Here is a 23,572-nt window from a genome sequence, read left to right as displayed (position 1 = left end):
CCCACACCCCCGCCGTCACCGCCGCCCTCGCCGATCGGCCCGAGCGCACGGTGGAGGCCGCGCTGGACCGGCTGCTGGACGCCCGGCTGCTCGAACCGGCGGGGCCCGGCCGCTACCGGATGCACGACCTCGTCCGTCTCTACGCCCGCGAACTGGCGGAGGGCAACGTCCGGGAGACCGACCGGGGAGCCGCCACCCACCGCGCCCTGCACCACTACCTCGCCACGGCCAGGACGGCCGGCCTGCTGCTCAATGCCGCCTCCGTCATCGTCAGAGACCTGCGCGCCGACCAGCCGGGCCTTCGCCTGGACACGCCGCAGGAGGCGATCGACTGGATCGAGCTGGAGCGCGACAACCTCATCGCCGCCGCCCGGCAGGCCGCCACCCGCACCGGCGATCCCGGCACGGCCGAAGGCTTCGCCGCCGCGCTCAACGGCCCCTTCAGCCACCGAGGCTGGCTCGCCGACCTGGGCGAGATCCATCAGCACGCCCTGCGCGTGGCCGTCCGGACGGGCGACTGGGCGGGCCAGGCCCGCGGGCACAACGCGCTGGCCTGCATCCACAAGAACCAGGGCCGCTTCGAGCCCGCTGTCGAGCGGTTCGAGCGTGCCCTGGAGTGCTGGGACCGGGCGGGCCTGCCCCTGCGCAAGGCGGGCACCCTGCACAACCTCGCCACGACCTACGGCAGGCTGGGGCGGTTCGAGGAGGCGCTCGCGGCTCAGGACGAAGCCGTGGCGGCGGCCCGGGCGGGCGGCATGCGGGACTACGAGGCGACCATTCTCAACGGCCGGGCCGCGGTGCTGATCAGGATGGGCCGGCTGGACGACGCGATCGACGCGAGCCGGGCAAGCCTGGAGATCTGGGCGGAGTTCGACAACCCCTACGGCGAGGGAGCGGCGACCGACACGCTGGCCGACGCCTACCGGCGCGCCGGCCGGCTCGACGAGGCCGAGGCCGGATACCGGAGGGCGGCCGACCTCCAGCACCGGGCCGGGCACCGCGCGGTGGAGGCCGTATCCCTGTGGGGACTCGGCGACACGCTGCACGATCTCGGACGGCGGGACCGGGCGCGCGAGTACTGGCACCGGTCGGCCAGGATCCTGTGTGACGTCCATCTGCTCACCGAGGAGGAGCTGGCGGCCCTGCTCGCCGAGGACGTCCCTCAGCCGCCCGGCGCCGTCAGGTACTTCTGAGCGTCCGGACCGGTCCGTGAGCGGAAGGTGCGGCGGTAGGTGTCCGGAGGCACGCCGACCGTGCGGTTGAAGTGCCGGCGCAGCGTCGCGGCGGTGCCCATGCCGGTGGCGACCGCGATGGCGTCGACGCTGTCGCCGGTGGTCTCCAGCAACTCCTGGGCGTGGCGGATCCGCTGGATCAGCAGCCATTGCAGCGGGGTGGTGCCGGTCACCGACCTGAAGTGGCGGTTCAGGCTGCGCGAGCTCATCCGCGCCTGGCGGGCCAGGTCCTCCACGGTCAGCGGGCGGTCCAGCCGTTTCAGCACCCAGGGGAACAGCTCGGCGAGCGGGTGGACGGCCGGGGTGGGCACCGGGGTGGTGACGAACTGGGCCTGGCCGCCGTCGCGGTGCGGCGGCACGACCAGACGGCGGGCGGCCACGTTGGCGATCGAGGACCCGTGGTCGAGGCGGACGAGGTGCAGGCACAGGTCCATGGCCGCGGCCTTGCCCGCCGAGGTGAGCACGCTGCCGTTGTCCACGTACAGCACGTCCGGGTCCACGTCCACGTGCGGATAGCGGTCGGCCAGGACCTGGGTGTGCGCCCAGTGCGTGGTCGCCCGCTTCCCGTCCAGCAGGCCGGCGGCGGCCAGCACGAACGCGCCCGTGCAGAGGGAGGCCACGCGGGCGCCGGCCTCGTGCGCCGCGCGCACCGCGTCGACCAGCTCGGCGGGCGGGGCCACGTCGACGTCGGCCCAGCCGGGGACGATCACGGTGTGGGCGCGCGGGAGGTGGTCGAGGCCGTGGTCGGGCTCCAGCCGGAACCGGCCGGCCGCGACGGCCCCCGGCCCGCAGACCGCGACGCTGTACCAGGGACCGGCCACGCCGTCCGGGGCGGCCCCGAAGACCTCGTACGCCAGGGACAGCTCGAAGTGCAGCATTCCGTCGGTGACGGCCAGCGCGACAGTGCTCATGTCTGGAATTGTACGCATATCGGCGTTCCGGCCACTCGCCGGGGGCGCCGGCCCCTGCCAGGCTGATCCCAGCAGCGGATCGCTCGACTGGGAGGACAACCCGTGGAATCAGGGCTCATGGTGGCGGTGTTCGGCGCGTACGGGCACACCGGGCGCTTCGTCGTGGCGCGGCTGCGGGAGCGCGGGTTCGTTCCGGTGCTGTCCGGGCGCGACGCCGACAAGCTGAAGGCGATGGCGTACGAGTCCGGGCTGGAGGCCCGTGCGGCGTCGGTCGACGACCCGGCCTCGCTCGACCGCGCGCTGGCCGGTGCGGCGGCCGTGGTCAACTGTGCCGGGCCCTTCGCCACGACGGCCGCCCCCGTGATCGAGGCGGCGCTGCGCGCCGGGATCCCGTACGTGGACGTGGCGGCCGAGGTCGAGGCCAACCACGACACCTTCACGCACTTCGCCGCCCGGGCCCGGGACGCGAGGGCGGTGATCGTCCCCGCGATGGCCTTCTACGGCGGCCTCGGCGACCTGCTGACCACCGCCGCGATGGACGACTGGACGACGGCCGACGAGGCGCACATCGCCTACGGGCTGGACAGCTGGCACCCCACCGCGGGGACCCGGGCCGCGGGCGTGGTCTCCCGGCAGCGGCGCGACGGCCGGCGGGTCCGTTTCGCGAACGGCCGGCTGGAGTACCGCGACGACGCCCCGCCGGCTCTGGAGTGGACCTTCCCCGAACCGATGGGCCGCCGGGCCGTCATCGGGGAGTACACGATGGCCGACGTCGTCACCGTCCCCAGCCACCTGCCGATCCCCGACGTGCGCACGTACATGACGGCCGAGGCGGCCAGGGACCTGTCGTCCCCGGACACGCCGGCGCCGGTCCCGGCCGACGACCTGGGGCGGTCGGCGCAGACCTTCCTCGTCGACGTCGTCGTCCGCTCCGGCGGCGTCGATCGGCGGGCCGTGGCCAGGGGGCAGGACATCTACGCCGTCACCGCGCCGCTCGTGGTGGAAGCGGTCGACCGCATCCTCTCCGGGCGGATCAGGACGACCGGCGTCGCCTCCGCCGGTGAGATCTTCGACGCGGCCGACTTCCTCCGCTCGCTGTCCCCGTACATCTCCGTGGCCCTGCACCGGTAACGGCCGGGGCGGGGCGATGTGTACGCTTGTACGTATGATGCCTGACGCGGATGGCCGATCGATGCGCGAGCGGATGCTCGCCGGTGACCTGTACATCGCCGACGACCCGGAGCTGGCCGAGCACCTGTTGCGGGCCATGGACCTGATGGAGGCGTTCAACGCGTCGGCGGCCCGGGATCCGGGGGAGCGACGCCGGCTGCTCACCGAACTGCTCGGCTCGGTCGGCGAGGGCACGGAGATCCGCCCGCCGCTGCGGGTCGACTACGGCAGCCACATCAGCATCGGCGCCAGGTCGTTCGCCAACTTCGGCCTCGTCGCCCTGGACGTCGCGCCGATCACCATCGGTGACGACGTGCAGATCGGGTCCTACGTACAGCTCATGACGCCGACCCACCCGGTCGACCCGGAGCTGCGCCGGGCCAAGTGGGAGGCCGCCAGGCCGATCACCATCGGCGACAACGTGTGGCTGGGCAGCGGCGCGATCGTCCTGGCCGGTGTCACGATCGGGACGAACACCGTCGTCGGCGCCGGCGCCGTGGTCACCCGCGACCTGCCCGCGAACGTGGTCGCGGTGGGCAACCCCGCCCGGGTGATCCGCACCATCGGGCCCGGCACGACATGACCGGCCGGGCCGGCCCGCCCGCCCCGCGGCGGCCCCGCAGGCACGACCCCGGCCGGCGGGACCGGCTGATCGACGCCGCGCTCACCGTCATCGCCGAGCGCGGCGTCGCCGGCACGACCCACCGGGAGGTCGCCCGAGCCGCCGACGTGCCGCTGGGCTCGATGACCTACCACTTCACGTCCCTGGAAGAGCTGCTGGCCGAGGCGTTCACCCGGCACGCCGGCGCGGCGGCCCGCGTCTTCGACGAGCGTCTGAGCGCCGCCGGGGACCGTGACGCGGCGGTCGAGGCCGTCATCTCGCTGGTGTCGGACGACCTGCTCGGCTCCCAGCGCGATCTCGTCCTGAGCGTGGAGCTGTACGTGGCCGCGGCGCGCAACCCGGCCCTGCGCGCCGTCACCCAGGCGTGGATGGCGCGTAGCCGCCAGGCGCTGGAGCGCCACTTCGACGCCACCACCGCCCGCGAGCTGGACGCGCTCATCGAAGGGCTCGTGCTGCACAGCGCCCTGTCGACCGACCCGATGACGCCGGAGCAGATCCGGCACGCCATCCACCGCTTCCTGCGCTGACCGCGCCCCTAGGCGCTCGGCAGGCCGAGATTGGCCTTCACCAGCGGGACGACCTCCTCGGCGAAGCGCCGGACCTGCTCCACCCCCTGCTGCTCCGGCCAGAGGACGAAGCCGGTGAACGGCTGCTCCGTGGCGAGCCTGGTCAGCTCCGCGGCCCAGTGGTGCGCGCCGGCGCGCAAGGGGTCGGCGCCGCTGGTCAGCTTCGCGCCGCCGGTACGGCCTCCGCCCGGCTCGACGGTGCCGACCACCTGGGCCAGCCGCACGACCGACGCGGGGTCGCGGCCGGCTTCCCCGGCGGCCCTGTCGACGATCTCGTTGCACCCGGGCCAGCGTTCGTACGGCAGATAGGACGGGATCGGCGCCGCCCAGCCGTCGGCGACCCGGCCCGTGAGCTCCAGGCTGCGCGGCCCCTGCGCGCCGATCCACACGCTGACCGGCGGCGAGCCGGCCTCGGAACCGTCGACCCCGTCGACCCGGTAGTAGTCGCCCTCGAAACGTACGCGCTGACCCGGCGACCACATCCCGCGCATGATCGTGATCGCCTCTTCGAGCGCCGCCAGCGCCTCGGCGGACGAGCGCCGGGGCACGCCCATCGTGGTGATGGCGTCCCAGTAGCCGCCGGCGCCGATGCCGAGCTCGAAGCGGCCGCCGGAGATCACGTTCAGCGACGCCGCCGTCCGCGCCAGCACCGCGGGCGGCCGCAGCGGCAGGTTGGCGACGTCGGGGAAGACGCGCAGCCGTGTGGTGCGGGTCAGCAGATGCCCGGTGAGCGCCAGCGCGTCCAGGAAATTCCCCACGTACGGATGGTCCTGGACGCCGACGAGATCGAGCCCGCTCCGCTCGGCCACATCGGTCACGTCATGCGCGAGAGAGAGGTCCTGGGTCGGGGTCAGCGAGATCCCGAAAGCATATTCGCTCATGGTCATCGCACCGTACCGCAGAAGGGCGACGCCGCAAGAGGGCCCAGCCTCCGTCAGGTCAGAAGGGAGTCGTAGGCGACCGAGTGCTGCTGCCCGGTCATGAAGGACACGAACTGCCTGACGAAGGCGCCGCGCGACCAGCTCTCCCCGGTGCCGGTCAGGTCACGCCTGAAGGCCGTGCGGAACAGCGCCTGATGCTCCCGCCCGTCGATCGTCTCGTCGTCGTCGACGTCGGTGACGTCGAACAGCACGTCGGCGATCCTGATCAGGCCGGAGCTGGGCAGCCGGGCGGCCGACGCGGCGAACTCCTGGCGGGTGACCCGGCCGTCGTCGTCGGCGTCGAGCTCGGTCTGCAGCTCCCGCCACCACGTGGCGTAGGCGGTGAAAAGCCGCTCCTCGTCAGGCGCGTCCAGGTCGAGCCGGGTGGCGATCTCCCTGGCCATGGCGGCCAGATCGGGCCAGGCGAGGTAGCCGTCGCCGGTCTGGTCCAGGACCTCGGCGAAGAACCGGTCGGCCGAAAGAGTGGTCTCGCTCGCCTCGTCGGCGGCCGGGGTGACGAGCCGGAACATGGCCGCGGCCTGCTCCGCCTTGCGGCGGACGCCGTCCCATGGGCCCGGAGCGCCGGTGTGGCTGGGATCGAGCAGGCTCATGAGGGTGCCGAGGCTCGTCCACTCGTCCGGAAGCAGGCGGTCGGCCAATCCGGTGCCCAGGTAGGCGGCGTGCATGAGCATCCGCGCCCCCGGCACGTCGGGCAGGGCGAGACGCCGGCAGAAGGACTCCGGCAGCGACGCGATCGTGATCGCCGCCGCCGCGGGACCCGCCACGGCGCGGCCCGCCGCCCACGCCGCGGGGCTGGCGCGCAGCAGCGGCGGCGCGGGCACGTCGGTGAAGAGCCGGTAGAGGATGACGCGGACCGCCTCGGTGTTCTCCAGGTGGTGGTCGATCATGTCGTCGAAGTAGGGCCAGAACTCCCGCACGGTCGCGGGAAGCCGGTCGCTGTGGCCCTCCAGCAGGGACAGGAGGGTCCGGAACTCGCCGTAGAGCCTCCCCAGCGCGGGCCCGTCGAGCGACTGGCCGCTCAGCCGGTACATCGTCACCGCCGACTCGAACAGCGTCGCCACCACCCAGGCGCGCGCTCCGGCGTCGGACGCGTCGTAGGGGCGGCCCTGCGGGTCGCTGCCCGAGATGCGGGCGTGCAGGCGGTTGAGGCGGGCCGCCTCCCGCGTGCGGACGCGCTGCTCCTCGTCGAGCAGCCGCTGCGTGCTCGTCAGCGTGTTGCGCAGCCGCCGCCACGGATGCGCCACGAACGTCGAGTTGGCCATCAGCGCGGTGCCGACCTGCGGATGCGCGGCCTCCAGCACCGTGGCGCGGGTCACCGCGAGGCCCCACCGCGCCTCGTCGGAGAGCCGGCGCAACATCGAGTCCGGGCCGAAGACGTCGGCGGTCTCCTCTGCGGCGGTCTGGCTCATCGCTGCCCCTCTCCCATCGTGGTCGGCCGGCGGACGTCGCCGAACCGGCGCTGCCGGCGCCGGTAGTCATCGAGGCACTCCCACAGGTGCGCCGCGCGGAAGTCGGGCCACAGCACCTGCGGGAAGGCCCACTCGGCGTACGCGACCTGCCAGAGCATGAAGTTGGAGATGCGCTGCTCGCCGGAGGTGCGGATGACCAGGTCCACGTCCGGCGTGTCGGAGTACGGGAGATGCCCGGCGAAGGTGTCTTCCGTGACCTGCTCGGCGGGCACGGCGGCGCGGATCAGCGAACGGGCGGCTTCCACGATGTCGCGGCGTCCGCCGTGGTCGAAGGCCACCGTCAGCGTCATGTCCTTGTTGTCGCCGGTGAGCGTCATCAGATCGGTGATGTCCCGGGCCAGCGGTGCCGGGATGCGCGGATCGGACATGCCGAGGAACCGGCACCGGACGCCTCGCGCGTACAGCGCGGGCGCGTGCTTGCGGATCGCCCGGCGCACCAGCCGCATGAGGATGTCGACCTCGGCCGCCGGTCTGCGCCAGTTTTCGGTGGAGAACGCGTACAGGCTCAGCCACTCGATGCCGGCCGACCGGGCCGCCTCGATGACGTCGATGACGGCGGCCTCCGCCGCCACATGACCAGCCGTGCGCGGCAGCGATCGCTGCGCGGCCCAGCGGCCGTTGCCGTCCATGACGCATGCCACATGACGCGGTAACCCGCCAATGATTCCCATAGCTGTACGTGACTATATCATTACTGTCAGTTCCTTGCCGATGCCGTGCCCGCGCAAGTCAGAGGGCGCAGAAGCAGAAGTCATCCCCGTCCGGAGCCGTGCATCCCAGCTGGATGCCCATCGGGCAGCGCAGTTCCCGGAGGGCGATCCGGTCCGCGCCCCTGCGGCGGAACGTCCACGTGCGGTTCCGTTCGTCTCCCCGGGTCAGGGATCGGGGCCGCCACGGGGTGCGTCGTCCGGCTCGGCCGTCCCTATCGCCGTCGGGTCCGTAGCGGCGGGCGAGCCGGGGTAGCCGGCGCGCGAACTCCGCCTCGTCGTCGAAGTCCCATTCTTCGCCGTCGGGCTCAGCGACATAGGTCAGGAACGGGAATTTGCTGTCGATCCCCCGGGCGCGGACGGCCTCGCCCGGGTGGGCTGATTCGTCACCGGTGACTCGCCGGTACGGGTCGTAGGTCACGTACGAGAAAAGCTCGAAGCTCGGATAGTCGTCGTCCGGCCACCTCTGGAAGCGGACCTGCGTGACCCGCCTCAGTCGTAAGGCGCCGTCCGCTGACAAGGAGGACCGCTCGTGGATGAAGTTGCGCGACAGCTCGAAGAGCCGCTGTACCTCCGGAAGCTCCAGAACCAGGTCGGGGCAGCCGGTGACCCTCTCGAAGGATTCCCGCCCGAGGCTGATCAGCCAGTGGACGAAATACTCGAAGCCGTTGGACGACCCGTAGCCGGTGATGGTCCAGCACACCGCGTACATGTCCCAGGTGCAGGCACGGTTGGCGCAGATCGTGAACCAGGCCCTGTAGTCCACGATCTCCTCGGCCGTCAGGGCTGAAAGGTGATTCTCGAGCCAGTCCACCCGCTCTTCCCGGTTACCGGTCTCGCGGGCGGAGCGCTCGACCAGGTCCCAGAAACCGTCGATGTCCATGGAAGCTGATCATGGCATGGCGCGCGGGGTGAAGCCGCCGGGAAGAGCGGTCACAATGAGCGCAGAAGTTCGACAGGTGGGGCCGACAAGGGGCGGTGTGATGTCACATCCTTGGCACGGCTGGTGTCTGCTGCGGCCCGGCCTCCTGCTGTACGGGGGCACGGTCGGCACGAACGACCTGCACGCCCACCACGCGGTTCAGCTGATCGTCTCCGCCGAGCCCTTCACCATGACGGACGCCCGCGGTGAACGGCTGACCACGCAGGTCGCCGTCATTCCCCCCGACACCCGGCACGCGGTGCTCTCCGGAGCCCGCGAGGCGCTGCTCGTCCACCTGGATCCGCGCAGCTCGCCGGGCCGCTCGCTGCTCGCGCGCTTCCGTACGGGATGCGAGGCCGCGGCCTGGTCGCCCGCCGCCGCGCCGGCGCACCCGGGCCCGGGTGGGGGGATCAGGCCGCTGATGTTCGCGGAGCCGCCGGGCGGGCACGCGCGCTCGGCCGAGGTGGCGGGCGCGCTGCGGGTCGTGGAGGGGTGGACCGGCCACGGCGCCGCCGAGAGCCTGCCGCTCCCACCGGCGGTGGAGGCGGCGATCACGGTGATCCCCGCGCTCCTGAGCCGCGGACCGGTGCGCCTGCCCACGGTGGCGGACGCGGTCCACCTGTCGCCGAGCTGGCTGGCGCACCTGTTCAGCGCGCACGTGGGGATCCCCCTGCGGCCGTACGTGCGGTGGCTGCGCCTGCAGCGGGCCATCGGCCTGGTCGCCGGGGGAGAGACGTTGACGACGGCGGCCCACGGCGCCGGGTTCACCGACAGCCCGCACTTCACCCGGGTCTTCCGGGACACCTTCGGGACCACGCCCTCCGAGCTCGCCGCCGCCATCGACTGGGTGCCCTGAAGCTAGCGGAGCTCCCGCTTGAGGATCTTGCCGGTCGCGGTCATCGGCAGGCTCTCGCGGAACTCGACGATCCGGGGATACTTGTAGGCCGCCATGTTCTCCCTGCACCAGGCGATGAGCTCGTCCTCGCCGGCCGTCGCGCCCGGTGACGGGATGACGTACGCCTTGATCTCCTCGCCGTGCGAGGCGTGGGGCACGCCGACCACCGCCACCAGCGACACCGCGGGGTGCGTCATCAGCACCTCCTCCAGCTCGCGCGGGTAGACGTTGAACCCGCCTCGGATGATCATGTCCTTGGTGCGGTCGATGATGGCGTAGTAGCCGTCCTCGTCGCGGGTGGCGATGTCGCCGGTGCGGAGCCACCCGTCCCGCAGGACCTCCGCGGTGGCCTCGGGCCGCCCGTAGTAGCCCTTCATGACGTTGTGGCCGCGGATGGCGATCTCGCCGGGGCCCTCGCCCTCGATGGTGTTCCAGTCGTCGTCCACCAGGCGCATCCGCACGCCCCAGACCGGGAAGCCGATGGTGCCGGGCTTGGTGGGCCGGCTGAGCTGGTTGAAGCTGGCCACGGGAGAGGTCTCCGACAGGCCGTAGCCCTCCAGGATCGGGATGCCGAAGGTGCTCTGGAAGTCCTTGAGCACCTCGACCGGGCAGGAGGCGCCGCCCGCCACCGCCACCCGCAGCGTCGAGGGCGCCTCGTCCCCGTCGGCGTTGATCTTCGACAGCATGGCCCAGAACATCGTCGGCACCCCGGCGAACATCGTCACCTTCTCCCGGCGCATGAGCTCCAGCGCCTCGCCGGCCTCGAAGCGCGGCTGCAGCACGAGGGTGGCGCGGCGGCGCAGGCTCACGTTCATGACCGCCGTCTGGCCGAAGGAGTGGAAGAGCGGCAGCACGGCGAACGAGACGTCGCCCTCGGGGTCGGCGGGGAACATCTCGTCGCTGACCATGGTGTTGGTCAGCATGTTCATGTGGGTCAGGACGGCGCCCTTGGGCTGTCCGGTGGTGCCGGAGGTGTAGAGGATGGCGGCGGCGTCGTCCGGCCCTGTCTGGACCGTCTCGAACTCACCGGACATGCCGCTCAGCGCCGCCCAGAACGACTCGCCGTGCTCCGACTCCGTGGCCAGGGCCGTGGCGGGCAGGACGAAGAAGTGCTCGCAGCCCTCGGTGGCGTCGAAGGCCTCCCGCCCGCGCGCGCCCATGGGCAGGTCGGGGGAGCCCTCGAAGCAGAAGAGCGCCTTGGCGTCGCTGTCGGCCAGGTGGTAGGCGATCTCGCGCCGCTGCAGCAGCACGTTGAGCGGGACCACGGTCGCCCCGGCCTTCAGGATGCCGAAGTAGACGAAGGGGAAGTAGGGCAGGTTCGGGCACAGGAGCGCGACCTTGTCGCCCTTGCCGATCCCCCTGGCCACCAGGAGGTTGGCCACCTGGTTCGCGACGGAGTCCACCATGGAGTACGGCAGGCGCAGGTCGCCGAAGACCAGGGCGGTGCGGTCCGGGACGTGACGGGCGCTGTCTTCCAGAATGATCGACAAGTTGAGCATCGCGACCCTTTCCCATGGTGACGGTCAGGGGTCAAGGCTGTCCTGAACGATGCAGGCGCCACTTGTACGAACGTGTCGAACCGTTCAGCCTCGTTCGGCCAGGTAAATCGCTTCCAGCCGGTAACCGTACGGCCTATCTGGGGTCTACCGGTGCTGACTCACTCTTGACAGGGGCTCCCGAGCAATGCTGCCATCTGGGTTACGTAAACGCTTTAACAACGGATGCGCAAGTCCTCCCACCCCCCATGCATGGAGGAGATCGATGACAGCACGAAACCGGCACCGCAGGAGCCGGGTACTGACGCTCTGCGCCCTGACCGGCCTGGTCCTGGGCGCGGCGGCGGGACCTGCGGCGTCCGCCCCGTCACCCGGACCGGCGCCGGCGAACGCCGACGGGCGGCTCATGGAGCGGCTCGATCGCGGCGTGGTGGCCGTGCGGTCGGGCGAGAAGGAGGTACTGGTCAGCTGGCGGCTGCTCGGGCTCGATCCCAGCGGCATCGGGTTCGACGTCGAGCGCTCCACCGACGGCGGGCCGTACCGCAAGCTCAACCGCGGGGTGCTCACCGGCGGCACCAACTACGTCGACACCACCGCCGACCTGGGCCGGTCCAACCGCTACCGGGTACGACCGGTGCTCGACGGGCGGCAGCAGCGGCCCAGCCGGTCGTTCACCCTGTCCGCCGGTCACGCGATCGAACCGGTGGTACGCGTGCCGCTGCGCGCAGGCGGGCGCGTCAAGTTCGTCTGGGTCGGCGACCTCGACGGTGACGGCGCCTACGACTACGTGGTGGACCGGCAGACCGCCCCGCAGAAGGTCGAGGCCTACCGAGGCGACGGCACGTTCCTGTGGGAGATGGACCTCGGCCCCAACAGCGTCGACCAGAACAACATCGAGGGCGGCTCGGCCACCATCGACGTCGGCCACAACGACGGCGTCACCGTCCACGACCTCGACAGCGACGGCCGCGCCGAGGTGGCCGTCCGGATCGCGAACGGCGTCACCTTCGCCGACGGCACCAAGCACACCGAGAGCGACGACGTCCGCCAGTCGGTCGCCATCCTCGACGGCCGGACCGGCGTGCCCAAGGCGGTCGCCCCGGTGCCGGACGACTACCTCGCCGACGGCCCCCTCTACGCCCGCTTCGGCGTCGGCTACCTGGACGGGAAGACCCCCAGCCTGGTCGCGTACATGAAGAACCGGATCGGCCGGGGCGACTTCAACCTGATGCACGTCGCCTGGAAGTTCGACGGCCGCTCACTGACCCGGCAGTGGAAGCACCTGCGCGGCGGCCAGAACCTTCCGGACGGGCACAACACCCGCATCGTCGACGTGGACGGCGACGGGAAGGACGAGGTCGGCGAGATCGGGTTCGTGCTCAACGGCGACGGCACCCTGCGCTACAGCCTCGCGCCGCAGGGGATCATCCACGGCGACCGCTGGTTCGTCGCCGACATCGACCCCGGCCGGCCCGGCCTGGAGGGTTACGGCATCCAGCAGGACCATCCCGCCGGCCTGCTCGACTACTACTACGACGCCGACGACGGCTCCATGATCTGGAAGCACAGCACCGGCGCCCCCGGCGCCGACGCCGGCCGGGGCATGGTCGCCGACATCGACCCGCGCTTCCCCGGCATGGAGACCTGGTCCATCAACGGCGAGGTGAACTACGAGCAGGGCAGGCCCAACGGCGTCTACAACGCCGCGGCCAACCAGCTCACCGAGCCCGACACGACCAAGCAGCCGTGGCCGCACATGGGCGTGTGGTGGGACGGCGACCCGCTGCGGGAGCTGTTCAACTCCGACCCCTTCCCCGACAGGCGCGACGCCAGGATCGAGAAGTGGGATCCCGCCGACCCGGCCCCGCCCGCCACCCTGCCCCGGCTGGTGACCACCTCGCGGTACGGCGCGGTCACCGCCCTCGGCAACTCGGTCTACCCGAACCTGATCGGCGACATCCTGGGCGACTGGCGCGAGGAGGTGGTGCTGACCAGCCCCGAGTTCGACGAGCTGGTCATCTTCACCACCGACCGGCCGACCGACTCCCGGCTGTACACGCTGGCGCACAACCCGGCCTACCGTAACGGCATGACCCTCAAGGGTTACCTGCAGTCCGGCAACGTCGACTACTTCCTGGGCCACGGGATGACCACCCCGCCCCAGCCGAAGATCAGGTACGCCGGCCCGCGCCGGGGCGAATAGTCGGCGGGGTCCCGGTCCCGGCCGCTGCGACCCGGTCGGAACCCGCGACCTGGCATCGTGGGGTAGGTGACATGCCGAACCGGCGGGCCGTCCCGCCGCCGTCGCCGCCCGAGCGGTGGTGATCCGCAATGAGGGTCCTGGTGGCCGAGGACTTCGAGGTTCTGGCCCGCTCCATCGGCACCGGGCTGCGCCGCGAGGGCATGGCCGTCGACGTCGTGCTGGACGGGACCGACGCGCTCGACCGTCTGGCCACCACCCAGTACGACGTGGTCGTCCTGGACCGGGACCTGCCCGGCGTCGGCGGTGACGACATCTGCCGGCACCTCGCCGGCGACCGCTCCGCCACCCGCGTGCTGATGCTGACCGCGGCCGGCACGATCGAGGACCGCGTCGAAGGGCTCAGCCTCGGCGCGGACGACTACCTGCCCAAGCCGTTCGCCTTCGCCGAACTGGTCGCTCGGGTCCGGGCCCTGGCGCGCCGGGCCACCCGCCCGCTTCCGCCCACGCTCTCCTGCGGGGACATCACCCTCGACCCGGCCCGCCGGGCGGCCTTCCGCGCCGGGCGGCGCCTCGAACTCAGCCCGAAGGAGTTCGCGCTCCTCGAATGCCTGCTCGCCTCGGCGGGCCTGGTGCTTCCCGCCGAGGAACTGCTCGAACGGGTCTGGGACGAAGCGGCCGACCCCTTCACGTCCGCGGTCAAGCACACCATGCACCGGCTGCGGGCCAAACTCGGCGACCCGCCCGTGATCGAGACCATCCGCGAAGGCGGCTACCGGATCGGGCCGGCATGACGGCCCCGCCGCGCCTGCGGCTGTCGTTGCAGGGCAGGCTCACGCTCTTCCACGCCGCGGGCCTGTTCGCCGCCGGGGTCGTCGTGCTCGTGATCGTCGGCATCCCGCTCGCCGGTCTCCAGTCGGCGGCTCCGTCCGGCAGCCCGCCACCGGGCTCGATCACCTGGGCCGGGAACGGGCTCGCCCCGTACCAGCTGCTCGTCGGCTCCGCCGTCGCGCTCGTCCTCCTCGTCCCGGTCGCCCTCGCCGGCGGCTGGTTCATCGCCGGCCGATTCCTCCGGCCCCTGCGGGCCATCACGGTCACGGCCAAGGCCATCTCGGCCGGGAACCTCCACCAGCGCCTCGACCTCGGCGAGCCCGCCGACGAGCTGACCGAGCTCGGCTCCATCCTCGACGACCTGTTCGCCCGGCTCGAAGCCTCCTTCGACGCCCAGCGGCACTTCGTCGCCAACGCCTCCCACGAGCTGCGCACCCCTCTCGCCGGTCTGCGGACCCTCCTCGAAGTCACGCTCGCCGACCCCGACGCGGACGCCGGAACCCTCCGCTCGGCCTGCGAGGAGGCCCTCGCTCTCGGCGGTCACCAGGAGCGGCTCGTGCAGGCGCTGCTCGCCCTGGCCACCGGCGAACGCGGCGTCACCCGCTGGGACCCCCTCGACCTCGCGGACGTCGTCACGGAAGTGCTCGCCTCCCGCCGCGACCGGGCGGCCCGGAGCGGCATCGCCCTCGCCGAACGGCTGACGCCCGCGGTGACGGCCGGGGACCCGAGGCTGATCGGGAGCCTCGTCGCCAACGTCGTCGACAACGCCCTCCGTCACAACCACCCGGACGGACACGTCCAGATCACCACGGGGACCTCCGGCACGCACGTGACCCTGACGGTCGCCAACAGCGGGCCGATCGTCCCCGGCGACCAGATCGAGCGGCTCTTCCAGCCCTTCCAGAGGATGACGCCGGAACGTGACGGCCGGCGCGAGGGCTACGGCCTCGGCCTGGCCATCGTCAACGCGGTCGCCCAGGCGCACCACGCCACCCTGACCGCCGTCGCACGCCCCGAAGGGGGCCTGAGCGTCACCGTTCGCCTCAACCGTCTGCCGGACGGCTGACCAGCGGCGGGACCGGTGTCCACCGGAAGGCGAACCGCCCCCGCCGGGCTGTCCGGCGGGGGCGGTCGAGCGAGCGCCTACAGCTCGCAGTTGGTTTCCACCTCACCGTCGCAGCGGTCAGTGTCGGCGCCGCCGTTGAGCGTGTCGGTGCCGATGCCGCCGCTCAGGCGGTCGTTGCCGCCCCGGCCGTTGAGCGTGTCGTTCCCGAAACTGCCGAACAGGTTGTCGGCGCCGGTACCGCCGTTGACGGTGTCGATGCCGTTGTCGCCGGAGAGCGTGCTCGGCAGCTTGGTGTTGTTGCGGATGGCGTCGCCGCCGTCCCCCGCGAACACGTCGACGCGATCGATGCCACCGGCCGGGCACTGCGTGTCGATCCCCGCCTGCGTGCACCCGGGACCGGCGGCGACCGAGCCGAGCGTGTTGCTGATGGTCACCACGGTGCCCGCCGAGTTGAGCCCGATGTCGATCCCGTCGGCCACGGAGCTGCCGTTGACGAGGATCCTGCCGCTGTCGAGTTGCGCGGTGACCGTGGCCGCCGACGCCGGTCCGGCCAGCGCGACGGCGCCGGTGACCAGGACGGTGGCGAACCCGAGGGCCATGCTCGTGCTTCTGAGCATGCGACGACCCGTGTTGATGCTGAACATACGTTGGTTCCCCTTGATGGTGTGTTCCGGACCCCGGGAACACTCTGGGGGAGTTCCGCGCCCGCCTCCGCGTACAAGGACACACTGGCCAGGCGTAGAAATTCGTGGACCGGCCCCCCGTGGCGATCTTCAGGTACTTACATCTTCAACCGATGACCGTTCATGGGATCGTTCCACATCACCACTACCTCCTATTTCAGCAGTTTTACTGAATTTCCAGACAGGCCCTGACTAGTTTCGGAATGCTCGATATCCGATATTTGTGCCTCGAATCGATCCCGCCAGGTGCCATACTGGGCACTGGCAAGGTCGTGGGAGCGCTCCCACGGCATGGTCTGGACGAGAGGCGCGCAATCCTGATGACGGCCTACGACGGGCCCCCGCCGCGCCGGTGGGCAGCTCATGTGTGGTGGATCGCCCTGGCCGTGGGCGCCGGCGGCTTCGTGTTCGTCTGGCTGGCCACCCCCCACGCGCGGGAGATCGGCAACACGTGGGACCTGGTCGCCCGGCTGTCCGCGTTCGTCTGCCTGTGCGTGGCCATCGCGTTCTTCCCGTACGTGTCGCCCCGGCTGCACTGGCTGCTCTGCGTGCCGTTCCTGTTCTTCACCGGCTATCTCATTCCGCGAATCAGCTGGTTCTATTTCGGCGACGGCGCCCGCCTCCAGGGCGACAGCTTCTACACCCACTTGTACCTGCTGCTTTATCCGGGAATCGTGCTCACCGTCGCCGCCGCCTTCCGGCTGGCCGGCGGCAGCCCGGGCCGCACGCTGAAAATCATGGCCGGCGGCGTCGTCATCGTGTTCTCGGGATTCCTGGACGTGATGTGGCAGGTCGTCAACCCCGTCGAGATCCCCGAGCTGATCGACGCCCCGCACATCAACCTGTTCACCGGCGGTCCCATCTCGTTCGGCGCGGCGATCGTCTTCACGCTCGTGCACGTCCCGATCGTCGTGGGGATCAACCTGCTGCCCCTGGACCGCTGGATCGGGCGCCTGCTCGCGCCCCAGCCCTGAGGCGTACGACTTCACGGAGGTGACCCTTGCCCCGCACCATCGACGTCTCGGTCGCGGCGCCGGCCTACAACGAGGCGGCCAACATCGCGGCCTCCGTCCGGGAGTGGCGCGACTACCTGCGCGGCCATCCGGCGGTCGGCGCGTGGGAGATCGTCGTGTGCGACGACGGGAGCTCCGACGGGACCGGCGCCATCCTGCGGGACCTGCGCGAGGCCGTGCCTGAGCTGGTCGTCGTCACGTTCGGGCGCAACCGGGGCGCCGGCGCGGCGATCGCGGCCGCGATCGCCGCCACCCGCCTGGACTGGGTGGTGCTGCTCGACTCCGACGGCCAGTTCCCGATCGCCGAGCTGGACCGTTTCCTGCCCCGGGTAGAGGCGGGCGACGGCGTGGCGTTCTCCGGCGCCCGGGTCAAGAAGGCCGACAGCCTGCCCTACCGGTGGGGGTCGGCCGCCAGCGGCGCCGTCAGCAACGTGCTGCACGGCACCCGCTTCCGCGACTTCAACTCCATCTTCAAGCTGGTGCACGGCCCGCTGCTGCGCTCGGTGCCGCTCGAGTCGGGCGGCATGAACTGCTCCACCGAGATCACCGCCCGCATCGCCGAGCTCGGCCACACCTGGGTGGAGATCCCCATCAGGCACCGCTCGCGCGGCGGCGGCCGGCGCGGCTGGCGGTTCGCGCGCGGCGCGCTGGACCGCGCGCTGTTCGTGACCTACCTCGGCTTCCGCCACTGGCTGTTACGCCGTGGCGTGCTGCGCGCGCCGATGCCCGCCGAGGAGGGCTGATGGGCCGTCCGCAACCGGGTCCGTGGCGGGTCACCATGTTCGGCGGTGGCCGGGGCGCCGCCAGCATCGCCCGCGGGCTGCTCGACCGGCCGGGCGCCGCACTCACCCTGCTGATCAACGGGTACGACAACGGGCTGTCCACCGGGGCGCTGCGCCGCTACCTGCCGGGCATGCTGGGCCCGTCGGACTTCCGCAAGAACCTGCTGCTGCACCTCGACGCCGGCGATCCCCGCCTGGACCTGCTGGAGCACCGGCTGCCCGGCGGCGCCACCCCGGCGGACCTGGGCCGCGTGATCGACGACGTGGCGGCGGCCGGGCCCGGCCTTGAGCCGATCGTGCGCGATCTGAAGGTGTTCGCCGCCCGCCTGGCCGCCCGGCCCGGCGGCCTCGACCTGGCCGACTGCGCGCTCGGCAACCTCGTCTTCGCCGGCGCCTACCTGCGCCTGGGCGGCGACTTCAACGCGGCCGTGCGCGCCTGCGCCGAGATGTTCGGCTCACCCGTCGCCCTGGAGAACGTGACCGGCGGCGAGAACGCCTACCTGGCGGCGGTCAAGGCCGACGGCACGCTGCTGGCCGACGAGGCCGACATCGTCGGCCCGCAGGACGCCGAGCCCATCACCGGCCTGGTCCTGCTGCGCGAACCGCTCACCGCGCGGGCCCGCGCCGGCCTGACCGCCCTGCCCGCGAGCGAGCTCGGCCCGGCGCTGGCGCTGCTGGCCGCCGCCGTCACGCCGAACCCGCGCGCGCTGGCCGCCCTGCGCGACACCGACCTCATCGTGTACGGGCCGGGCACGCCGCACTCGTCGCTGCTGCCCAGCTACCTGACGCCGGGCGTCGCCGAGGCGATCGACGGCAGCGGGGCGGTGGCCAAGGTGTTCGTCGTCAACCTCCGCGACGACCACGACAGCCAGGGGCTGAGCGCCGCCGACCTGGTCGACCGCACCCTGGCGTACCTGGGCGACCCGGGCAACGAGCGGGACACCATCACCCACGTGCTGTGCCACGGCCGGACGGTGCCGCCACGCGCCGGGCGCGCGGGGGTGCGCTGGGTGGCGGCGGACCTGGAGGACGAGCGCAAGCCGGGGACGCACTGCGGCGTCCGCACGGTCGAGGCGCTGGCGGCGGTGCGGGCCGAGATGATCCTGGCGCGTGCCGGGTGACGGGATCCCTGCGGGCCGCCGTCGCCGGGCGGCGGGTCTGGTTGTGCGACCTCGACGGCACGCTGGTGGACTCCGGCCCGGCCCACGAGGCGGCCTTCCGGCAGGCGATCGCCGAGCTCGCGCCCGCCGCGCTGGCCTCCTTCCGCTACGCCGACCACGCCGGGGCGAGCACCGCAGAGGTGGCCGCCCGGCTGGTGGCCGCGCCCGGTCTCGCCACGGCCCTGGCCGGGCGCAAGCAGCGCCTGTACCGCGACAACGTGGCGGCGGGCCGGGTGGCGGTCTTCCCCGGCGCCCACCGGCTCCTCGGCGCGCTGGCCGGCGGCGGCCGGGCCGTCTACCTGGTCACCAGCGGCAGCCGCGGCTCCGTCGAGCGCGTGCTGGCGGCCGGCGGGCTGCGCCGTCACTTCCGCGACGTGCTGACCAGTGACGACGTCGCGGTGGCCAAGCCCGATCCGGAGTTCTACGCCCACGCCTGCCGCCTGTGGGGCGTGGACGCGGCCGACGCGGTGGCCGTGGAGGACTCGGCGCACGGGGTGGCGTCCGCGACCGGCGCCGGGCTGGCCACACTGCACGTCCACACGACGGCGCCGTTGCCGGGCGCGGTGGCCGTACGCGATCTGCACGAGCTCGTGTCCGTCGTCGAGCAGGAGGTGAGCGCCGGTGGGTGACCGGATCTGCGCGGTGATCCCGGCGGCCGGCCGGGGGACCCGGCTGGGCCACGCCGTTCCCAAGATCATGATCGAGGTCGCGGACGGCGTCACCGTCTGGCACCTGCTCCACCGGCGGCTGCGGCCGAGCGTGGAGCACGTCCACGTGGTGCTCTCCCCCGAGGGGGAAGGACCGTTCCGGGAGCTGGCCGCCGCCGAGCTCGCCGCCGGCGAGGTGTCGGTGAGCGTGCAGCGCGAGCCGACCGGCATGGGCGACGCGATCTTCGGCGCGGCGCCGCACTGGCGCGGCCACGAGGCGATCCTCGTCGTGTGGGGCGACCAGGCGAACCTGTCGCCGGGCACCGTCCGCGCCGTCGCCGACGCCCACACCGGGCCGGGCCTGACGCTTCCGCTGGTGGCGATGGCGGACCCGTACGTGGAGTACGAGTTCGGGCCCGGCGGGCTGACGCGGGTGCGCATGTCGCGCGAGGGTGAGCCGTGCCGCCCGGGCGGGCTGAGCGACATCGGCGTGTTCTGCCTGGCCACCGCCGGGCTGGAGGGGGAGTGGGCGCGCTACGCGGCCGGGGCGGGTCTCGGCGCGGCCACCGGCGAGGTGAACTTCCTGCCGTTCCTGCCGCATCTGGCGCAGACCCTGGACTGGCCGGTGCGGGTGGTGCCGGTGGCGGACCCGGACGAGGCGCGGGGCATCAACACGCCCGCCGACCTGGAGTTCGCCCGCCGGGCCTACGAGCGGTGCGGGAGCTGACCCGCCCGCTCGGCCGGGTGGCCCGCCTGCTCGACCGGCACCGGTGGGCGGCGGGCCCGACACTGGTGAGCACGCTGGCCAGCGGGACGGCCGCGGCCACCACGCTCGTCATCGCCCGGGGAGCCGGGGCCGCCGCGTTCGGCCACTTCACCGTGGTGCTGACGATCGCGCTGATCGTCACCGTCTGCATGCTGACCAGCCTGCACTACGTCATGCTGCAGGAACTGCCCCGCGCCGACCCGGCCGAGCGGCCCGCGCTGGTCACCACCGCGCTGCTGGCGACGCTGGCGCTGAGCGCCCTGCTGGCGGTGGCGGGCCTGCTGGCCGCGCCGCTGCTGACCGGGCTGCTCGGGGTGGACGCCCGCACGCTCGGATTCGCGCTGGCGCTGGCCCTGTCGATGACGCTCAACCAGCTCACCGAGAGCTTCCTGCGCGGGCTGGCCCGCTACGCGTTCGTGGCGTGGCTGAAGCTCGGCGTGGCGGCCGTCTACCTGGCGGCCGCCGGCTACTGCCTGCTGGTGCTCGGCGTACGGGACGCCGAGCCGTACCTGGTCGCGCTGATCGCCACCAACCTGCTCCTGGCGGCGGTCGCCGTGGCCGCCGCCGGGGTGACGCCGCGCCTGTGGTCGGCGTCGCTGGCCAGGTCGCTGTACCGGCACGGCGCGTACGTGACGGCCATCGCCGTGCTCACCTCGGTGCTGTTCGGCGTGGACGTGATCTTCCTCAACCACTGGGCGGCCCCGGCGGACGTCGGCGTGTACTCCGTCTACAACGGCTTCCCCAAGCGGCTGCTCGGAGTCGTGTTCACCGACGGGATCGGCCTGGTGCTGCTGCCCGCGCTGGCCACCAGCGACAAACCAGCCGTGATGCGGCGCATCGCCCGGATCGCCCCGGCGGTCGCCGTGGCCACGGCGGTGTTCGCGTTCGCCGCGAGCACGGTGTTCTTCCTGCTGATAGGCGGCGAGTACCCGTACGCGGTGGAGCTCATGGCGCTGTCGGCCGCCGGGATCGGCGCGCACACGGTGTTCAACCTCTACTCCGTCGCCCTGTCGATGGACGGCGTACGCGGCGCGCGGGTGCTCATCGCGTGCCTGCTGGCCGGCTCGCCGGCGGCGCTGGCCGTCCAGGTGGCGTGCATCGCCTGGTGGGGGCTGGCCGGCGGGCTGCTGGCGTTCGCCCTGTCCAATGTCATCCTCGTGGCCGTCGTGGGCGTCGCCGCCGCGCGGCTGTACCGTCGCCTGGAGGCCGAACGATGAGGATCGCCTACATCGTCAACCAGTTCCCGCCCAACATCACCGCGGGGCTGGGCCGCTACGCCGAGCTGATCACTCCCTACCTGGCGCGCGAGCACCGGCTGGCCGTCTTCACCCTGAACGACGGCCGTCAGCCGGTCGAGGAGCGGCTGCCGGGCATCACGGTCCACCGGCCGCTCGGCAGGCTCCTGGGCGCGATCGGCCGCCGTCGCCGGCTCAACCGCACCAAGGGGGTGGAGTTCCTGCTGCTGGCGCTGACCGTGGTGGCGAGCAACTGGCGCTACTTCCTGCGGCTGCGCCGCTCGGCGCGCCCCGACCTGGTGGCGGTGCACGACTCGACGAACTTCCTGGCGGCGCTGCTGTGCCACTACGCGCTGCGGCTGCCGGTCGTCCTGCACGTCCACACGACCGAGTACGGGGTCGCCGAGCAGCGCAGCATCCCCGATCCGCTGGGGATGTTCGCGGCGCTGGAACGGTGGCTGGCACGGATCTCCCGCCGGGTGGTCGTGGCCACGCCCGAGGTGCGCGACCAGCTCGTGGCGGCCGGGTGGACCCGCACGCCGATCGACGTGGTGCCGCTGGGGGGCACCTTCGAGCACGTGCTCGCGGACCCCGGCTTCGACCGGGCGGAACTCGACGTCGCGGCGGCCGGCCTGCGGGCGCGGCTCGGGATCGCGGCGGACGAACCGGCGCTGCTGTTCGTCGGCCGGATCGAGCGGCAGAAGGGCGTCTACCAGTTGCTGGACGCGCTGCCGGAGATCGCCGCCGGGCTGCCGGGGGTGCGCCTGGTGCTGGTGGGCGAGGGAGACGTGGCGGGCGTCGAGCGGATCGCCGCCGCGTCGGGGCAGACGGGACGGGTGCTGGCCCCCGGGCGGTTCGTCGCGGGGCGGGAGCTGCTGGAGTTCTACGCGATGGCCGACGCGTGCGTCTTCCCGTCGCTGTTCGAGCCGTTCGGCCTGGTGGCGACCGAGGCCATGGCGCTGGACCGGCCGGTGGTGCTGGGCGACGGCTTCTCGCGGATCTTCCTGGGCGATCCGGCCGAACCGGCGTCGCGTTTCGTCCGGGCCGGCGATCCCGGCGACATCGCGCGGGGCGTACTGGAGGTCATGACCGACCCGGGGCTGAGCGCGGAGCTGGCCGAACGCGGCCGGCGGCTGGTGAGCGAGGGGCTGAGCTGGGAGCGGGCGGCCCGTGAGACGGCCGCGTGCTACGAGGCCGCGCTGGGGCGGCTCACGCGTACCTCTTCCTGATCCCGGGCAGTATCCGCAGCGAACCGACGGCCAGCCCGGTCACGAGCACCACGTGCACGGCCAGGTGCACGCCCATGAAGTAGGCGGTGAACGCCGGGCCGCGCCGGCGCCGCACAAACCGGACCAGCTCCAGGTCGGCCAGCACGAACCCGGCCACCGGCGCGGCGGGGACGGCGAGCAGCGCGGGGGACAGCAGGCCGAGCGGCAGGCACGCCAGCGCGAGCGCGCAGGCCAGGATGCCGGTGGGCCGGTTGGCGTGCTCGGGCTTGGCGGCGCCGCGCCGGCTGGTGGCCAGGGCGAGCGGGATGAGCGGCAGGGCGCGGCGCCACTGCTCGCCGAGGATCGGCAGCAGGCGGCTGCCGTCGTCGTGGCGGCCGACCACGCTGTCGGTGAGCACGATGCGGCTGCGGACGGCCAGGCGGCTGCTGTATTCGACGTCCTCGCAGTCGCGCAGGCTCTCGTCGAAGCGGCCGGCGCCGCGCAGGACGTCGCGGCGGATGGCGGCCAGCGCGAACACGACGCTGTTGACCTCGCCGAGGTGCCGGCGCCGCCAGTGCACGGCGTGCAGGATGCGGTACCACTCGGCGGGGCCGTCGTCGATGAGCGGCTCGGTGTCGTAGACGCCGTGCACGCAGCCCACCTCGGGGTCGCCGTCGAGGATCGCCAGGGCGTTCGCGACGGCGTCGGGCCGCAGCGCCACGTCGGAGTCGAGGTAGAAGATGACGTCGCCGGTGGTGGCGTCGGCGCCGGTGTTGCGGGCGGCGGACACGCCGCGGTTGGCCGGCATCCGCACGACCCGGCAGCCGAGTTCCTCGGCGAGCTCGGCCGAGCCGTCGGTGCTGGCGTCGTCGACCACGACGATCTCGTCGGGCAGCCGGGTCTGCGCCAGCACGGCCTCCAGGCACAGGCGCAGTGTCTTGGTGGCGTTGTAGCAGGGCACGATCAAGGACACGGTGGTCATGGTGGCCCGTTTCCTCCCGGCCGGGACGCGGCTGTCGATCAAGGATGGCACAACCCCGCCACCGCACG

Annotated in this window: 23 protein-coding genes; 15 read left to right on the top strand and 8 right to left on the bottom strand. The window is 72.6% G+C overall.

From position 1 onward, the window contains the following. On the top strand, nucleotides 1-1,193 hold a 1,193-nt coding region (locus tag ADY59_RS20715), incomplete at its 5' end, for a tetratricopeptide repeat protein (RefSeq protein ID WP_049564529.1). Here ADY59_RS20715 and ADY59_RS20710 read toward each other — a convergent pair. Further along, nucleotides 1,163-2,143 carry a helix-turn-helix domain-containing protein gene (locus ADY59_RS20710; protein WP_049564527.1) on the bottom strand — a complete coding sequence of 327 codons (981 nt, stop codon included), beginning with the start codon at nucleotides 2,141-2,143 and terminating at the stop codon, nucleotides 1,163-1,165. The genes ADY59_RS20715 and ADY59_RS20710 overlap by 31 nt on opposite strands. A gap of 102 nt (nucleotides 2,144-2,245) precedes the next feature. On the opposite strand from ADY59_RS20710, the gene ADY59_RS20705 reads away from it, so the two are divergent. From ADY59_RS20705 to ADY59_RS20695, 3 genes are read left to right on the top strand one after another with little or no spacing between them, the layout of a single operon-like run. Then, entirely contained in the window at nucleotides 2,246-3,274 is a 1,029-nt protein-coding gene (locus ADY59_RS20705; protein ID WP_049564525.1) for a saccharopine dehydrogenase family protein, read from the top strand. Between the two features lie 37 nt (nucleotides 3,275-3,311). Next, nucleotides 3,312-3,896: a sugar O-acetyltransferase gene (locus ADY59_RS20700; RefSeq protein ID WP_049564545.1), complete on the top strand. Its 585-nt coding sequence runs from the start codon at nucleotides 3,312-3,314 to the stop codon at nucleotides 3,894-3,896. Beyond that, nucleotides 3,893-4,462 (top strand): TetR/AcrR family transcriptional regulator, encoded by a 570-nt coding sequence (locus ADY59_RS20695; protein WP_049564523.1) that lies wholly within the window; start codon nucleotides 3,893-3,895, stop codon nucleotides 4,460-4,462. The genes ADY59_RS20700 and ADY59_RS20695 overlap by 4 nt, the downstream gene beginning before the upstream one ends. Before the next feature lie 8 nt (nucleotides 4,463-4,470). Here ADY59_RS20695 and ADY59_RS20690 read toward each other — a convergent pair whose 3' ends face one another. Genes ADY59_RS20690 through ADY59_RS20675 form a run of 4 tightly spaced genes read right to left on the bottom strand, consistent with a single transcriptional unit; the run spans nucleotide 4,471 to nucleotide 8,501 of the window. Then, a complete protein-coding gene (locus ADY59_RS20690) occupies nucleotides 4,471-5,382 on the bottom strand; it encodes an LLM class flavin-dependent oxidoreductase (protein ID WP_063780721.1) in 912 nt (303 codons plus the stop codon). 53 nt (nucleotides 5,383-5,435) lie between these two features. Then, a complete protein-coding gene (locus ADY59_RS20685) occupies nucleotides 5,436-6,851 on the bottom strand; it encodes an oxygenase MpaB family protein (RefSeq protein ID WP_049564521.1) in 1,416 nt (471 codons plus the stop codon). Beyond that, nucleotides 6,848-7,582 (bottom strand): polyprenyl diphosphate synthase, encoded by a 735-nt coding sequence (gene uppS / locus ADY59_RS20680; protein WP_269433627.1) that lies wholly within the window; start codon nucleotides 7,580-7,582, stop codon nucleotides 6,848-6,850. The genes ADY59_RS20685 and uppS overlap by 4 nt, the downstream gene beginning before the upstream one ends. Before the next feature lie 58 nt (nucleotides 7,583-7,640). Further along, nucleotides 7,641-8,501 (bottom strand): DUF4240 domain-containing protein, encoded by an 861-nt coding sequence (locus ADY59_RS20675; protein ID WP_049564518.1) that lies wholly within the window; start codon nucleotides 8,499-8,501, stop codon nucleotides 7,641-7,643. Between the two features lie 100 nt (nucleotides 8,502-8,601). Here ADY59_RS20675 and ADY59_RS20670 point away from each other — a divergent pair, with 100 nt between their 5' ends. Further along, nucleotides 8,602-9,396: a helix-turn-helix transcriptional regulator gene (locus ADY59_RS20670; protein ID WP_049564516.1), complete on the top strand. Its 795-nt coding sequence runs from the start codon at nucleotides 8,602-8,604 to the stop codon at nucleotides 9,394-9,396. A gap of 2 nt (nucleotides 9,397-9,398) precedes the next feature. Here ADY59_RS20670 and ADY59_RS20665 read toward each other — a convergent pair whose 3' ends face one another. After that, nucleotides 9,399-10,934 (bottom strand): long-chain-fatty-acid--CoA ligase, encoded by a 1,536-nt coding sequence (locus ADY59_RS20665; protein WP_049564514.1) that lies wholly within the window; start codon nucleotides 10,932-10,934, stop codon nucleotides 9,399-9,401. Between the two features lie 262 nt (nucleotides 10,935-11,196). On the opposite strand from ADY59_RS20665, the gene ADY59_RS20660 reads away from it, so the two are divergent. The 3 genes from ADY59_RS20660 (at nucleotide 11,197) to ADY59_RS20650 (ending at nucleotide 15,028) form a co-directional block, all read left to right on the top strand. Then, nucleotides 11,197-13,134: a rhamnogalacturonan lyase family protein gene (locus ADY59_RS20660; RefSeq protein ID WP_156325620.1), complete on the top strand. Its 1,938-nt coding sequence runs from the start codon at nucleotides 11,197-11,199 to the stop codon at nucleotides 13,132-13,134. A gap of 128 nt (nucleotides 13,135-13,262) precedes the next feature. Beyond that, a complete protein-coding gene (locus ADY59_RS20655) occupies nucleotides 13,263-13,925 on the top strand; it encodes a response regulator transcription factor (protein WP_049564512.1) in 663 nt (220 codons plus the stop codon). Further along, nucleotides 13,922-15,028 (top strand): sensor histidine kinase, encoded by a 1,107-nt coding sequence (locus tag ADY59_RS20650; RefSeq protein WP_049564509.1) that lies wholly within the window; start codon nucleotides 13,922-13,924, stop codon nucleotides 15,026-15,028. Before ADY59_RS20655 ends, ADY59_RS20650 begins: the two co-directional genes overlap by 4 nt. A 77-nt stretch (nucleotides 15,029-15,105) precedes the next feature. Here the strand turns inward: ADY59_RS20650 and ADY59_RS53425 are convergent, their stop codons facing one another. Continuing rightward, complete coding sequence (locus ADY59_RS53425; protein WP_269433626.1) at nucleotides 15,106-15,645, bottom strand: calcium-binding protein; 540 nt, start codon at nucleotides 15,643-15,645, stop codon at nucleotides 15,106-15,108. Nucleotides 15,646-16,031: 386 nt separating this feature from the next. Between ADY59_RS53425 and ADY59_RS20640 the strand changes: the two genes are divergently transcribed. The 7 genes from ADY59_RS20640 to ADY59_RS20610 are packed head-to-tail and all read left to right on the top strand — an operon-like array spanning nucleotide 16,032 to nucleotide 22,543. Further along, nucleotides 16,032-16,685, top strand: a complete 654-nt coding sequence (locus ADY59_RS20640; protein WP_082310262.1) for a hypothetical protein — start codon at nucleotides 16,032-16,034, stop codon at nucleotides 16,683-16,685. A 26-nt stretch (nucleotides 16,686-16,711) separates the two neighbouring features. After that, nucleotides 16,712-17,467, top strand: coding sequence for a glycosyltransferase family 2 protein (locus ADY59_RS20635; protein WP_049564505.1), 756 nt, complete (start codon nucleotides 16,712-16,714; stop codon nucleotides 17,465-17,467). Continuing rightward, nucleotides 17,467-18,627 (top strand): 2-phospho-L-lactate transferase CofD family protein, encoded by a 1,161-nt coding sequence (locus ADY59_RS20630; RefSeq protein ID WP_049564504.1) that lies wholly within the window; start codon nucleotides 17,467-17,469, stop codon nucleotides 18,625-18,627. The genes ADY59_RS20635 and ADY59_RS20630 overlap by 1 nt, the downstream gene beginning before the upstream one ends. Further along, on the top strand, nucleotides 18,624-19,295 hold the full coding sequence (locus ADY59_RS20625; RefSeq protein WP_049564502.1) for an HAD family hydrolase: 672 nt from the start codon (nucleotides 18,624-18,626) through the stop codon (nucleotides 19,293-19,295). Before ADY59_RS20630 ends, ADY59_RS20625 begins: the two co-directional genes overlap by 4 nt. Then, nucleotides 19,288-20,040, top strand: a complete 753-nt coding sequence (locus ADY59_RS20620) for an NTP transferase domain-containing protein (RefSeq protein WP_049564499.1) — start codon at nucleotides 19,288-19,290, stop codon at nucleotides 20,038-20,040. Before ADY59_RS20625 ends, ADY59_RS20620 begins: the two co-directional genes overlap by 8 nt. Then, nucleotides 20,028-21,296, top strand: a complete 1,269-nt coding sequence (locus ADY59_RS20615) for a hypothetical protein (RefSeq protein WP_049564498.1) — start codon at nucleotides 20,028-20,030, stop codon at nucleotides 21,294-21,296. The genes ADY59_RS20620 and ADY59_RS20615 overlap by 13 nt, the downstream gene beginning before the upstream one ends. Continuing rightward, entirely contained in the window at nucleotides 21,293-22,543 is a 1,251-nt protein-coding gene (locus tag ADY59_RS20610) for a glycosyltransferase family 4 protein (RefSeq protein ID WP_049564496.1), read from the top strand. Before ADY59_RS20615 ends, ADY59_RS20610 begins: the two co-directional genes overlap by 4 nt. Here the strand turns inward: ADY59_RS20610 and ADY59_RS20605 are convergent. Then, nucleotides 22,524-23,495: a glycosyltransferase family 2 protein gene (locus tag ADY59_RS20605; RefSeq protein ID WP_231618808.1), complete on the bottom strand. Its 972-nt coding sequence runs from the start codon at nucleotides 23,493-23,495 to the stop codon at nucleotides 22,524-22,526. The two genes, ADY59_RS20610 and ADY59_RS20605, sit on opposite strands and share 20 nt — an antisense overlap. Nucleotides 23,496-23,572: the final 77 nt, after the last annotated feature.

Source organism: Nonomuraea sp. SBT364 (genome assembly GCF_001083785.1).
Taxonomy (GTDB): Bacteria; Actinomycetota; Actinomycetes; order Streptosporangiales; family Streptosporangiaceae; genus Nonomuraea.
The sequence above is the reverse complement of the archived record's forward strand: the minus strand, read 5'-3'. Positions and strand labels throughout refer to the sequence as shown.